The sequence below is a fragment of the Streptomyces sp. DSM 116793 genome (assembly GCF_057320905.1).
On the sequence record NZ_CM170494.1, the window covers coordinates 7,421,487 to 7,435,225 of the forward strand.

Below are 13,739 nucleotides of genomic sequence, written 5' to 3' on the forward strand. Positions count from 1 at the left end.
CCGCATTCGTGCAGGTCAGGCGGGGGTGGCGGCATTCATCGTTCAGATGTCCCGGAACGTCTCGATCTGCGCTCCCACGGAGTTCAGGCGTTCCGCCAGGTCCTCGTAGCCGCGGTTGATGACGTAGACGTTGCGCAGCACCGACGTGCCCTCCGCGGCCATCATCGCCAGCAGGACCACCACGGCGGGGCGCAGCGCGGGCGGGCACATCATCTCGGCGGCGCGCCACCGGGTGGGCCCCTCGACCAGCACCCGGTGCGGGTCGAGCAGTTGGAGCCGGCCGCCGATGCGGTTGAGGTCGGTGAGGTAGATCGCCCGGTTGTCGTACACCCAGTCGTGGATCAGCGTCTTGCCCTGCGCGGAGGCGGCGATGGCCGCGAAGAAGGGCACGTTGTCGATGTTCAGCCCGGGGAACGGCATCGGGTGGATCTTGTCGATCGGGGCCTGCAGTTTGGACGGGCGGACGGTGAGGTCCACCAGGCGGGTCCGGCCGTTGTCCGCCACGTACTCCGTGGACCTGTCGTGGTCGAGCCCCATCTCCTCCAGCACCGCGAGCTCGATCTCCAGGAACTCGATCGGCACCCGGCGCACCGTCAGCTCCGACTCGGTGACGACGGCGGCGGCCACCAGGCTCATCGCCTCCACCGGGTCCTCGGACGGCGAGTAGTCCACGTCGACGTCGATGGTGGGCACGCCGTGCACGGTCAGCGTGGTGGTGCCGATGCCGTCCACCCGGACGCCCAGCGCCTCCAGGAAGAAGCAGAGGTCCTGGACCATGTAGTTGGAGGAGGCGTTGCGGATGACGGTCACGCCGTCGTGCCGCGCGGCGGCCAGCAGGGTGTTCTCGGTGACGGTGTCGCCGCGCTCGGTCAGCACGATGGGACGGCCGGGGCTGACGTCCCGCTGTACGTCGGCGTGGTAGAGGCCCTCGGTCGCGGTGATCTCCAGGCCGAAGCGGCGCAGCGCGATCATGTGCGGCTCGATGGTGCGGGTGCCGAGGTCGCAGCCGCCCGCGTAGGGCAGCCGGAAGCTGTCCATCCGGTGCAGCAGCGGGCCCAGGAACATAATGATCGACCGGGTGCGCCGGGCGGCCTCCGCGTCGATCGCGTCCATGTCGAGCTGGGCCGGCGGCACGATCTCCAGGTCCACACCGTCGTTGACCCACCGGGTGCGGACACCGATCGAGTTCAGCACCTCCAGGAGACGGTAGACCTCCTCGATGCGGGCGACCCTGCGGAGCAGCGTCCTGCCCTTGTTGAGCAGGCTGGCGCAGAGCAGCGCCACGCAGGCGTTCTTGCTCGTCTTGACGTCGATGGAGCCGGAGAGGCGGCGTCCGCCGACCACCCGCAGGTGCATGGGACCTGCATAGCCGAGGGAGACGATCTCGCTGTCCAGAGCTTCTCCGATCCGGGCGATCATCTCAAGACTGATGTTCTGGTTCCCGCGCTCAATACGATTGACCGCGCTCTGGCTGGTGCCGAGCGCTTCGGCCAGCTGCGTTTGTGTCCAGCCACGATGCTGACGGGCGTCACGGATGAGCTTGCCGATGCGTACGAGGTAGTCATCTGACATACGGGCAGGATATCTCAGATATGAGATGTGTCGCGCGTTGAGGTTGGCGCGCTGGCGTGGCGGGCCGGGCGGGGACAAGGGCAGGTGGTGGGCTCGGTGAGCCCGGGCGCACCGAGGTGCACTTCGACGGTCCGCCGAAAGGGAACCGCCCGCAACTCGACGGCGCCCTCCACGGCGCCGTCCGGGGGCACCACCCGGACCGTTCGGCCGCGGTGCGGACCATTCGGTCCCCGGTGCGGCCGCTCGGTCCCGGCGCCACCGGGTCCGTCGGTGCGGACGCCCCGGATGTGCGCGTTCACGCCCCGCCGGTGCCGCGGGATGCCATCGGCGGGCCTCACACCCGCGCCGGGGTGCCGGACGCGTCCCGTGCGTTCGATGTGTTCCGTGTGCCCGGCGTGCCCGGTGTGCCTGGCGCATCCGGTGTGGCGAGTGCGCCAGGCGGGGCGGGCGCGGCGGGCGCGGTGGGTCCGCCGGCCGCGGCGAGCGGCCCGAGTGTGCCGACCGCCTGCCGGGCGACCTCCGGTGGCGCCGCCGCGATCACCTCGTCCAGGGCGCCGAGCGACGTCGTCAGGTCCCGGATGGAGCGGGTGATCCGGTCGCGCTCGCGGTGCAGGTCGGCGACGAGGCCGGGACAGGTGGGCACCAGAGGCTCGCCGGCGCCGCCGCGCAGGCACGGCAGGATCGTGGCGATCGTGGCGGTGCTCAGCCCGGCGGCGAGCAGCGCCCGGATGCGGCGGACGGTCTCGGCGTCCCGCTCGGCGTACTCCCGGTAGCCGCTGGGGCGGCGCTCGGGGTGCAGCAGACCCTGCTGCTCGTAGTAGCGCAGCAGCCGCTCGTGGACCCCGGTGCGCCGGGACAACTCGCCGATCCGCACGCCTGCCTCCTCGCCGGACCTCCGCCCCGCCTGCCGGAGGCGCGGAGGTGACTCTGACATTCGTGTCGGACTCTACCGTCCCGGCATGCTCTACCGTCCCGGCATGCGGAAGAGCCTGCCCATGCCTGCCGCCTGTGCGGTTGCGTCCGCGTCGGCGGGACATCGGAGTACCCAGTCTCCGGGCTGCTGCCCGGAGACCGGGTCGGATCTCGGGGCGCCCGTCGCCACGGCCGGGCAGGTGGTGACCACCTACGGCGTGGTGGCGGGCGGGCCCCTGGCGGCCGCGCGGACCGCCGCCCGCCGCCCGCCGTCCACCCCGGCCGTCGGCCGTCTCCGCCCGCACCCCTTCCACACCCCCTCCGGGCATGACCGACCCGCACCGATGTACTAGAGTTATCTCGACATCGAGATATCTGCCGGGGCGCACCGGCCGCCGTCTCGGTGGGGTCACCTGCCTCACCCCGGGGGCGCCCGCCAGGCCGGAAGGCCTCCGGTCTCCGGGGCGCCGAGGGCCCCGCCGGACCGGCGGGTGGGCCGTGACGGCACCGCGCGGCGGCAGCCGCACCTGCCTTGCGGTCGGTGGTATGCGCGGATACGTACACACGAAGGAGACTGTCGTGTCGGCCAACAGCTTCGACGCCCGCAGCACGCTGCGCGTGGGCGACGAGTCGTACGAGATCTTCAGGCTGGACAAGGTCGAGGGCTCCGCGCGCCTTCCCTACAGCCTGAAGGTGCTGCTGGAGAACCTGCTCCGCAACGAGGACGGCGCGAACATCACCGCCGACCACATCCGGGCGCTCGGCGGCTGGGACTCCCAGGCGCAGCCCAGCCAGGAGATCCAGTTCACCCCGGCCCGCGTGATCATGCAGGACTTCACCGGTGTGCCCTGCGTCGTCGACCTCGCCACCATGCGCGAGGCCGTCAAGGAGCTGGGCGGCGACCCGGCGAAGATCAACCCGCTCGCCCCCGCCGAGCTGGTCATCGACCACTCCGTGATCGCCGACAAGTTCGGCACGCCGGACTCCTTCGCGCAGAACGTGGAGCTGGAGTACGGCCGCAACAGGGAGCGCTACCAGTTCCTGCGCTGGGGGCAGACCGCGTTCGACGAGTTCAAGGTCGTGCCGCCCGGCACCGGCATCGTCCACCAGGTCAACATCGAGCACCTGGCCCGCACGGTCATGGTCAGGAACGGCCAGGCCTACCCGGACACGCTGGTCGGCACCGACTCGCACACCACCATGGTCAACGGCCTGGGCGTGCTCGGCTGGGGCGTGGGCGGCATCGAGGCCGAGGCCGCGATGCTCGGCCAGCCCGTCTCGATGCTCATCCCGCGCGTCGTCGGCTTCAAGCTGACCGGCGAGCTGGGGGCCGGCACCACCGCCACCGACCTGGTGCTCACCATCACCGAGATGCTCCGGGGGCACGGGGTCGTCGGCAAGTTCGTCGAGTTCTACGGCGAGGGCGTCGCCGCCACCAGCCTCGCCAACCGCGCCACCATCGGCAACATGTCCCCGGAGTTCGGGTCCACCGCCGCGATCTTCCCCGTGGACGACGAGACCCTGAACTACCTGCGCCTGACCGGCCGCAGCGACCAGCAGGTCGCCCTCGTCGAGGCCTACGCCAAGGAGCAGGGCCTGTGGCTCGACCCGGCCGCCGAGCCGGACTTCTCCGAGAAGCTGGAGCTCGACCTCGCCACGGTCGTGCCGTCCATCGCGGGGCCGAAGCGCCCGCAGGACCGCATCGTCCTCGCCCAGGCCGCCCAGCAGTTCGCGCAGGACGTGCGGAACTACGTCGTCGAGGACGAGGAGGCGGGCAAGGAGTCCTTCCCGGCCTCCGACACCCCGACCACGGTGAACGGCGTGCCGACCCAGCGCGTCCAGGTCACCGCCCCCGACGGCACCAGCTACCACCTCGACCACGGCGCCGTCACCGTCGCCGCGATCACCTCCTGCACCAACACCTCCAACCCCTACGTCATGGTGGCCGCCGCCCTGGTCGCCAAGAAGGCCGTCGAGAAGGGCCTCACCCGCAAGCCGTGGGTGAAGACCACCCTCGCGCCCGGCTCCAAGGTCGTCACCGACTACTTCGACAAGGCGGGCCTGACGCCGTACCTGGACAAGGTCGGCTTCAACCTGGTCGGCTACGGCTGCACCACCTGCATCGGCAACTCGGGCCCGCTGCCCGAGGAGGTCTCGAAGGCGGTCAACGAGAACGACCTCGCCGTGGCCGCGGTGCTCTCCGGCAACCGCAACTTCGAGGGCCGGATCAACCCCGACGTCAAGATGAACTACCTCGCGTCGCCGCCGCTGGTCGTCGCCTACGCCATCGCCGGCTCCATGAAGGTGAACATCACCAAGGACCAGCTCGGCACCGACCAGGACGGCAACCCGGTCTACCTCAAGGACATCTGGCCCTCCGAGGCCGAGGTCAACGAGGTCGTGGCGAGCGCCATCGGCGAGGACATGTTCACCAAGTCCTACCAGGACGTCTTCGCGGGCGACGCGCAGTGGCAGGCGCTGCCCGTGCCGACCGGCAACACCTTCGAGTGGGACGCCGAGTCGACGTACGTCCGCAAGCCCCCGTACTTCGAGGGCATGGGCCTGGAGCCCAGCCCGGTGGGGGACATCACGGGCGCGCGGGTGCTGGCCAAGCTGGGCGACTCGGTGACCACCGACCACATCTCGCCGGCCGGCGCGATCAAGGCCGACACCCCGGCCGGCAAGTACCTCACGGAGCACGGCGTCGAGCGCCGCGACTTCAACAGCTACGGCTCCCGGCGCGGCAACCACGAGGTCATGATCCGCGGCACGTTCGCCAACATCCGGCTCCGCAACCAGATCGCGCCGGGCACCGAGGGCGGCTACACCCGCGACTTCACCCGGGCGGCCGAAGGCGAAGGAGGTGCCCCGGTCTCCTTCATCTACGACGCCGCGCAGAACTACCAGGCGGCGGGCGTCCCGCTGGTGGTGCTGGCCGGCAAGGAGTACGGCTCGGGCTCGTCCCGCGACTGGGCGGCCAAGGGCACCGCGCTGCTGGGCGTCAAGGCCGTGATCGCCGAGTCGTACGAGCGCATCCACCGCTCGAACCTGATCGGCATGGGCGTCCTGCCGCTGCAGTTCCCCGAGGGCCAGAACGCCGAGACGCTCCGTCTGACCGGCGAGGAGACCTTCTCCATCACCGGCGTCACCGCGCTCAACGACGGCACGACCCCCGCCACGGTCAAGGTCAGCACCGACACCGGCGTGGAGTTCGACGCGGTCGTCCGCATCGACACCCCCGGCGAGGCCGACTACTACCGCAACGGCGGCATCCTGCCGTTCGTGCTGCGCAGCCTGATCCGCGCCTGACCGCACCGCACCAGCAGCCCACGGGGCCGCGCCCACCCGGGCGCGGCCCCGTGGCCGTCCGCCGGCCCCCGCGGCGACAGCTCGAGCGGCGGCAGCACCTCGCCGCGGACGCCGCGGAACACGCCCTGCTTCACCAGGACGCCGCGGACGCCCGGGAGGCCGGGCCACACCACGCCAACTGCCGGCCGACGTCCGCCGTCTCGCGCACTGGGCGGTGAGTGTCAGAGGCTCCGCCTAGGGTGGCCGTCATGGGTGATGCAGACGCGGGGCGGGTGGAGCTGGTGCCGTGGGAGGACGGCGACTTCTGGCTGCTGCGGAGGATCAACGCGCCCGGAATGACCGAGTACCTGGGCGGCCCCGAGACCGAGGAGCGGCTGAGGGTCCGCCATCGGCGCTGCGTCGAGCTGCGCGAGCGGGGACGGATGTACCGGGTCACGCTGGCGTCCACCGGGGAGACGGCCGGGTCGATCGGCTTCTGGGAGCGGGAGTGGCGGGACGGGACGGTCTGGGAGACGGGGTGGGCGGTGCTGCCCGAGTTCCAGGGCCGGGGACTCGCCACCAGCGCGGCCCGAGCCCTCACAGCCGTGGCGCGGACAGCCGGACTCCACCGGTACCTGCATGCCTTTCCCGGCGTGGCGCACGCCGCGTCGAACGGGGTCTGCCGCAGGGCGGGATTCGAGCTGCTCGGGGCCGTCCGGTTCGAGTATCCGAAGGGCAGCTGGATGACGTCGAACGACTGGCGGTTCGATCTCGGAGCGGGGGAGGAGTTCTGAGGCGGCCCGGTACCGTTGCCGGCCCCGCCCGCCCGCCCGGCCGTCACCCGCCCCGGCCCCGATCCCGATCCTGGTCCCGGTCGCAAGAGGGGCGCGGGGGACTGCCCGTCCAGGTGGGGACCTGCCCGTCAAGGTGGGGACCTGCCCGTCCAGGTCCCGTCGGCCGGTGGGCGGGCCCTCACGGTGTGAGGACGACCTTGTTGCACTCGTCCTGCTTGTCCCGGAACATCGCGTACCCCTCCGGGGCCTGGTCCAGCCCCAGGCGGTGCGTGATGACGAACGAGGGGTCGATCTCACCGCGGCGGATGCGGTCCAGCAGGGGAGCCATGTACCGGTGGACGTGGCACTGCCCCGAGCGGATGGTGAGCGACTTGTTCATCACCGCGCCCATCGGGAACTTGTCCAGCAGGCCGCCGTAGACACCGATGACCGAGACCGTGCCGCCGGTGCGGCAGGCCATGATGGCCTCACGCAGGGCGTGCGGCCGCTCGGTCTCCATGCGGGTGGCCTGCTTGACGCGGTCGTATCCGTGGATCGCGGGCGTGGGGTGGCCCGCCTCCATGCCCACCGCGTCGATGCAGGCGTCCGGGCCGCGGCCCGCCGTCATGTCCCGCAGCGCCTCCAGGACGTCGGTCTCCTCGTAGTCGAGGGTCTGTGCCCCGGCACGCTCGGCGATCCGCAGCCGGTAGGGCACCCGGTCGATCGCGATCACCCGGTCGGCACCGAGCATAAGGGCGCTCGCGACGGCGAACTGCCCCACCGGGCCGGCGCCCCAGACGGCCACCACGTCCCCGGGCCGGATGTCGCACATCTCCGCGCCCATGTACCCGGTGGGGAAGATGTCGGAGAGGAACAGCACCTGCTCGTCGGAGAGGTCGTCTTCGATCTTCAGCGGGCCGACGTCGGCGAAGGGCACCCGCGCGTACTCGGCCTGGCCGCCCGGGATGCCGCCGAGCATGTGTGAGTAGCCGAAGATCGCGGACGGCGAGTGCCCCATCAGCTTCTCCGCGATCGGCGCGTTGGGATTGGAGTTCTCGCACGTCGAGTACAGCCCCTGCGCGCAGGAGAAACAGTTCCCGCACGCGATCGGGAACGGCACCACGACCCGGTCGCCGACCCTGAGGTTGGAGACGTCCGGGCCGACCTCGACGACCTCGCCCATGAACTCGTGCCCCAGCACGTCGCCGTGCTTCATCGTGGGCACGTACCCGTCGTACATGTGCAGGTCGGAGCCGCAGATCGCCGACGTGGTGATGCGCACGACGGCGTCCCGGGAGTTGAGGATCTTCGGGTCGGGGACGTTCTCGATCCGTATGTCGTTCTTGCCCCGGTAACAGGTGGCCCTCATCGGCCCGTCTCCTTCCTCCGGCGTCCACCGGTCACGGTCGTGACGGCGGTCGTGACCGGGTGCGGCGCGCGGCGCGGCGGGCGCGCGGGCCGCTGGCGCACCTGCCGGAAGGCACGGGTGCCCTCCGGGGCGGACTCGGAGCGGACCACCTCACCGGTCTCCATGACCTGCTTGAAGCGCCGCAGGTCGTCGCGGATCTGCTGCACGGGGTGCTCGCCCAGCAGCCGGGCGGCCGCCGCCCCGGCCCGGCCCGCGGGCACCGCGTACGCCATCGTGACGTGGACCTCGGTGCCGCGCCCGCCCGGGGCGTCGCGGAACCGCACCCGGCCCTCGGTGTCCACCTGGCCCTCCGGCCGGGAGCGCCAGGCCAGCAGCTCGCCGGGGCGGTCCTCGACGATCTCCGCCTCCCAGGAGACGGTCCGCCCGAGCGGCGCCTTCACGGTCCACCGGGACCGCCCGCCGCCGAGGTCCTCCACCGACTCCAGGTGCGCCATGAAGGACGGCAGCAGGGCCAGGTCCTGCCAGAAGGCGGCGACCTGGTCGCGGGGCCGGTTGACCGTGACCGACGCGTCGGCCGACCGGGCCCCGCCGTCGGCGGCGGCCTCCTCCCGCATGGCGCGCGCCGCGGTGTAGACGTCCACGGCGGTGATCCCGGCGATCGTCGCGGTGGCCGCGCCCGTGCGTATCCTGCGGGTGCCGTCGCGCCCGCGCAGCGCCGTGCCCAGCAGCGCGAGGTCCAGGGCGTCGCCCGCCACCCGGGCCCAGGCCCAGGGCCCCGGCCGCTTGCTGCCCAGCAGCGCCGCCGCGTGCGACAGCTCCCGGGCGCCCGCCAAGGGCACCATGATCCGGCCCGTCGCCGAGTCGTCGACCCCGCTGATCCGGCTGACCGCGCGGGGCGCGGCGAGCTGCGCGACCCCCAGGCCAAGGCTGGCCCAGCCCAGCCCCCGGGCCAGCCGTGCGCCCGTCGTCCGTGTGACGGCCATCCGTCCTCACCTCCCAGGTCGGCAAACTCTGCCGGAGTACCCCCGGGGGCGGTGACCATGCCGGTGCGGTGACCCAAGAGGGTGGCGGTAGCGGTGGTGGTGCGGCGGTGTGCCGGTGGCGGGCCGAGGCGCTGTGCCGGTTGTGGGCCGGTGGCGCTGACCACGCCGGTTGCGGCCCGCGGGCCGGTGGCAGTGCGGTGGTGTGTACGGGGATGCGCGGGGCCGCCGGAACCGGCGGTGGGCACCAGGACGGCGGTGGGACCAGGACGGGGGCCGGAGCACCGGCCGCCGCCCCGCACGGACGGGTCTCAGGCGCTGATCACGTCACCCGGCAGCGCGGCGCTGCGGGGCCGCACCGGCGTGGCCGCCGGGACACGGGTGAGCGCGATGGCGGTGACGACAAGGCCCCGCCGGACCAGCCAGCGGCCGGAGAACGACCCCAGCGCCACCCCGTCGACCACCGGCCCGGGCACCAGCAGCCGTGCGGTGAAGCCGCCGGTGAGCGAGCCACGGCCGGCGAACGCACCATCGCCCGTGGACGAGGCGCCTCCTGCTGGCGCACCACCGGCCGGCGCGGAACCGCCGGTGAACACTCCGCCCCCGTTGAAGGAACCGCCTTCGGTGAACGCCCCGCTTCCGCTGAACGCCCCGCTGCCGGTGAACGTCCCGTCTCCGGTGAACGAACCGGCGTACGGCGCGGCCCCCGGGTGACCCGGGCTCGCGCCCTCAGGCGGGTCGATCCGGATGTCCGCCTCGTCGAAGTCCAGTTCACGCCCCGTGAGCGGGAACCAGGTCTTGTAGACGCTCTCCTTGGCGCTGAACAGCAGCCGGTCCCAGCACACCCCGGGGTGGCAGTCCGCCAGCTCGCGCAGCCGGATCGCCTCCCTGCGCAGCGCGATCGCGTCGAGCACGCCCTCGGGCAGGGGCTTGTCGGGTTCGGCGTCGATGCCGACCGCGGCGACGTCCTCGGCGCGGGCCACGGCCGCGCCCCGGAAGCCACTGCAGTGCGTCATGCTGCCGACGATGCCCTCCGGCCATGTGGGGGCGCCGCGGCGGGCCCAGAGCAACGGCACCGGCGGCACCCCGAGGCGCCCCAGGGCCCGCCGCGCGCAGGCGCGCACGGTCGCGAACTCCCGCCGCCGCTGCGGCACCGCCCGCTCGACGAGCGCGGCCTCCTCAGGGAAGAGCCCGAGCTCCGGTTCCGCGAGGTGGTCGGAGAACGCCGACTCGGTGACCACGATGCCTTCGGGAAGTATGTCCTCGATCATGCGGCCATCACCCGGACCCGCTTCCATTCCCCCGTCACGTCTCTTCCTCTCCCCCCGGAACCGTCGCGTGCACACACCACGGTCTCCGTGGCCGACCGCCTCTTTTGCGCCGCGGTATCCGTCCCTGACCGTCCTGCGGACCCCGTCCCACGACCGTCGCAAAGTAGCCTGCGGACCTTTCGCGCTCGTTTCGACGTATCACCGAAACGGCAAAATCAGAGGGCCATCATGGGGCCGCGGGACCGTCCCTGGATACCCCTGTTCCGTCCTGCTCACCACCCCTGTTCGCCTGGTCAACACCCCTATCGACCCCCTGTCGCACCCCGTTCGCGCGCCTGTCCCGCCCTGTCCCCGCGCCTGCCCCGACCGTCGGCCGGGATTTTCCGAGTGAGCCAGCGCCCGGCCGGCGGGACCGGCAGCGTCACGCCCGCATGGCGCTGCCATGGCCGTTTCCCGCTGATTGATCCGGCGGAATTCAGCGTTCCTTCAGATGTTCCTTCAGCGCCGTTTCAGCGATCCATCAGCGGAGTCGTGCGCCCCCTGACGGGCCGCCGGTAATTAGGGGTTACTCCCACGGGAGAGGAACCGTAATCTGACGTCCCGTGAAAGTGACACGGGACGCGACGGGCCCCGGGACCGGGCCCCGGGGCCGGCACCACACGCCCCGGGGCGACCACACGGCCCCGCACCACACGCCCCGGGGCGACCCGCCCAGGAGCGGCCCCGGAGCGCGGTCATGAACACCGCTACAGGGCCTCCGAGACGTCCAGCGGATGCAGGTCGAGGCGTGCCGGGAGGTCCTGCCTGCGGGTGATGTCCAGCTTGCGGTACACCCGCGTGAGGTGCTGCTCCACGGTGCTGACCGTGATGTGCAGGATTCCGGAGATCTCGCGGTTGGTGTACTTCAGCGCGGCGAGCGAGGCCACCCGGCGCTCCGACTCGCTGAGCGCCGCGGTCGCGTCCCGCTCCTGCCGCTGCGACAGCTCGGAGACGGTGCCGTCGGCGGTGACGGTGGGCGGGCCGCCCTGCAGGATCCGCTCGTGCAGGACGGCGGCACGGCACTCGGCGGCGAGGCTCAGCGCCTCCTGCCGGATGGCCGCCGCCAGCGGGTCGCCCAGGGCGGTGAGCGCATCGCTGAGATCGGCGAGGGCACGGGCCAGCGCGACCCGGTCCCCGGACTTCCTCAGCTCGGCGATGGCCTGGTGCAGCAGGCCGGGCCGCCGCTTGGGCTCGGACGTGGCGGCCCGCAGCCGCAGGGAGGTGCCGCGCACCCAGGGGTGCCGGGCGTCCACCATCGAGAGCTGACGGTGCACCAGTTGCTCGGCCCGCGCGACCTGGCCGAGCTGGAGCAGCACCTCGGCGACGTCCGTGCGCCACGGCAGGACCAGTGGGCGGTCTATGCCCCACTTCTTCATCAGCCGTCCGACCTGGAAGAGGTCGATGAGGGCCGCCTGGAACTGCCGTGTCGCCATGTAGTACTGGGCCCGGGAGCGGAAGTACGCCAGGCCGTGCACGGTGAGGTGCAGGGTGTCCGGAACCGGCTGCTCCACGATCTCGGCGGCCTCCGCGTACTTGCCCATCTCGGTACGGGCGCGCACCAGGGAGGACAGCGCCGAGTACGAGAAGTCGCTGGTCCGCTGGTCGGAGACCCGTTCCAGCGACTCCAGCGCATGCCGCTCGGCGCCGGCCAGGTCGCCGAGCCGCAGCAGCGCCTGCGCGCGCAGGGCCGAGAACAGGGCCTGCCAGCCAGGTGCGTCGAAGCGCAGCGACTCGTCGAAGAACACCCGGCACCAGTGGACGCCGCGCTCCAGGCCCTCCGAGGTGGTCAGCGCCATGATGGCCTGCACGATGGGCGGGACGGTGGCGCCGGTCAGCTTGGTGGCCCGCAGGAAGCGGGTGATGTCGGTGGCGTCGGCGCCGAGCGCGGAGAAGGGGCTGCCCTTGCCGGGCCGCCCGGCCGGGAAGCCGGTGGCCGGCTGGGGCGACAGCGGCGAGGGGACCAGGTAGTCCGGGTCCGTGCTCACCGGGGCGCCGTCCGGGTCCATCGCCGCCCGGTACACCCGGTCGGAGGTGTCCGACGAGGAGTCCTCCGGCCGCGCGGAGATCAGGCCCCGCACCTCGGCCGCCTCGGCCATCCGGCCCTGGGCGACCAGCAGGTGGAGCAACGGCAGCAGCCCGGCCACCGCGACCTGGCCGGTGCGCGCCCCGTGCACCGCCGCGGCGAGGTGCTGCTCGGAGACTCCCGGGTCGAGCCGCCAGACGATCGCGGCGAGCCGGGTCTTGATGGCCACGCGCTTCTCGGTGTCGGCGCATGAGCGGTGGGCCAGCTCCAGCAGGGCGACGGCCCGGCTGATCCCGTCGGCCTCCACCGCCTCCTCGGCAGCGCTGCGCAGCACGTCCGCCGCCCACTCGGGGAACTCGGGGGTGGCGCCCTCCGTGACGGCCGCGACGAGGTGCCGGGCCACCAGCGCGGCCTCGGCACCCTGGGTGTGCAGGAGGTCCGCGGCGCGCCGGTGCAGCTCGGCGAGCGTGCCGGGCGGCAGGTGGTCGAGCACGGTGGTCCGCACGACGGAGTGCCGCAGTCCCTCGCCGCTCAGCAGCCCGGACGACTCCAGCGCCGACATGCCCTGGGCCACCGCCGTCCTGGTGGTGCCGATCAGCCGGGCCAGCAGCTGGGTGGTGGCCAGGCTCTCCAGCACGATCATCGCCGCGGCGAGGGTCAGGACGTTCTGCCCGCAGCTCTGCAGGCAGCTCACCACGGCCCTGGCGAACGCCCCGCCGGGGCGCGGCTGGACGTCGCGGGAGCCGGGCGCGGAGGGGGTGCGCACGCCCGTGTGCTCCGAGATCAGGGCGCGCAGCAGCAGCGGATTTCCGCCGCTGATCCGGTGCAGATCGGCGGCCATCCCGTCGTGTCCGTTCAGTCCCGGAAAACGGGAAAGGGCGTGCACCACCTCATTCGCCGTCAATGGCTGGGGTTGCAGCCTCACACTGGGACGGCGCAGCAGGAACTCCGTGCTGAACCTCGCGTCGAACGGGCTGTAATGCAGCGTCTGGGTGACGACCAGAAGGATCCTGGCTGAACGATTATGATGACGCGCCACATAGTGCAGAAATTGCTGCGATGCCGCATCGACATAGTGCAGATCGTCGATGCAGCACACGACAGGTGCACAATCGGAGATCCTGCACAGACGCAGGTACAGCTCACGCATTTCCTCACTTCTGAGGAACCCCGTTCCGCCCTCCGGGAGCCCGGCCGGGGCCGGCGGCGGCGCACCCTCGAAGAGCTGCCGCAGGGTGCCCAGAGGGGTGTCGCGCTCGGTGACGGAACCCGCTGCGAACAGGACGGTCGCACCCGTGGCCGAGGCCTGGCCGGCGAATGTGGCCAGGAGTTCGCTTTTGCCGCAGCCGGCCGCTCCCTCGATGAGGACGATACCGTTCCGGCCTGCCCGGCAGTCCTCCAGAGCCGACTCAAGAGCAGTGATCTCGGCCTTCTGGTCGATGAGTTGCATGCATCCCCCGATGTACCCATATGCATCTATATGCAGTATGCACTCAGTGCATTGTCGCTGCG

The 13,739-nt window shown here is 72.1% G+C and carries 7 protein-coding genes and 1 pseudogene; 2 read left to right on the plus strand and 6 right to left on the minus strand.

Annotated elements, in window-relative coordinates:
* Positions 1–42 precede the first annotated feature (42 nt).
* A complete protein-coding gene (locus tag ACSMXW_RS29195; RefSeq protein ID WP_485800696.1) occupies positions 43–1,572 on the minus strand; it encodes a helix-turn-helix domain-containing protein in 1,530 nt (509 codons plus the stop codon).
* Positions 1,573–2,068: 496 nt separating this feature from the next.
* A pseudogene (locus tag ACSMXW_RS29200) lies at positions 2,069–2,446 on the minus strand (MerR family transcriptional regulator); the annotation flags it as partial.
* Between the two features lie 617 nt (positions 2,447–3,063).
* On the opposite strand from ACSMXW_RS29200, the gene acnA reads away from it, so the two are divergent.
* Together acnA and ACSMXW_RS29210 are read left to right on the plus strand one after the other, a co-directional pair.
* Positions 3,064–5,793: an aconitate hydratase AcnA gene (gene acnA, locus ACSMXW_RS29205; protein ID WP_485800698.1), complete on the plus strand. Its 2,730-nt coding sequence runs from the start codon at positions 3,064–3,066 to the stop codon at positions 5,791–5,793.
* 248 nt (positions 5,794–6,041) lie between these two features.
* A complete protein-coding gene (locus ACSMXW_RS29210; RefSeq protein WP_485800700.1) occupies positions 6,042–6,566 on the plus strand; it encodes a GNAT family N-acetyltransferase in 525 nt (174 codons plus the stop codon).
* Positions 6,567–6,744: 178 nt separating this feature from the next.
* Here the strand turns inward: ACSMXW_RS29210 and ACSMXW_RS29215 are convergent, their stop codons facing one another.
* The 4 genes from ACSMXW_RS29215 to ACSMXW_RS29230 all read right to left on the minus strand — a co-directional run bounded on the left by ACSMXW_RS29215 (position 6,745) and on the right by ACSMXW_RS29230 (position 13,677).
* Complete coding sequence (locus ACSMXW_RS29215) at positions 6,745–7,914, minus strand: zinc-dependent alcohol dehydrogenase (protein WP_485800701.1); 1,170 nt, start codon at positions 7,912–7,914, stop codon at positions 6,745–6,747.
* Positions 7,911–8,897 carry an SRPBCC family protein gene (locus ACSMXW_RS29220; protein ID WP_485800703.1) on the minus strand — a complete coding sequence of 329 codons (987 nt, stop codon included), beginning with the start codon at positions 8,895–8,897 and terminating at the stop codon, positions 7,911–7,913. Before ACSMXW_RS29220 ends, ACSMXW_RS29215 begins: the two co-directional genes overlap by 4 nt.
* Before the next feature lie 308 nt (positions 8,898–9,205).
* Entirely contained in the window at positions 9,206–10,165 is a 960-nt protein-coding gene (locus ACSMXW_RS29225; RefSeq protein WP_485800705.1) for a 4'-phosphopantetheinyl transferase family protein, read from the minus strand.
* Between the two features lie 746 nt (positions 10,166–10,911).
* Positions 10,912–13,677, minus strand: coding sequence for a helix-turn-helix transcriptional regulator (locus tag ACSMXW_RS29230; protein ID WP_485800707.1), 2,766 nt, complete (start codon positions 13,675–13,677; stop codon positions 10,912–10,914).
* Positions 13,678–13,739: the final 62 nt, after the last annotated feature.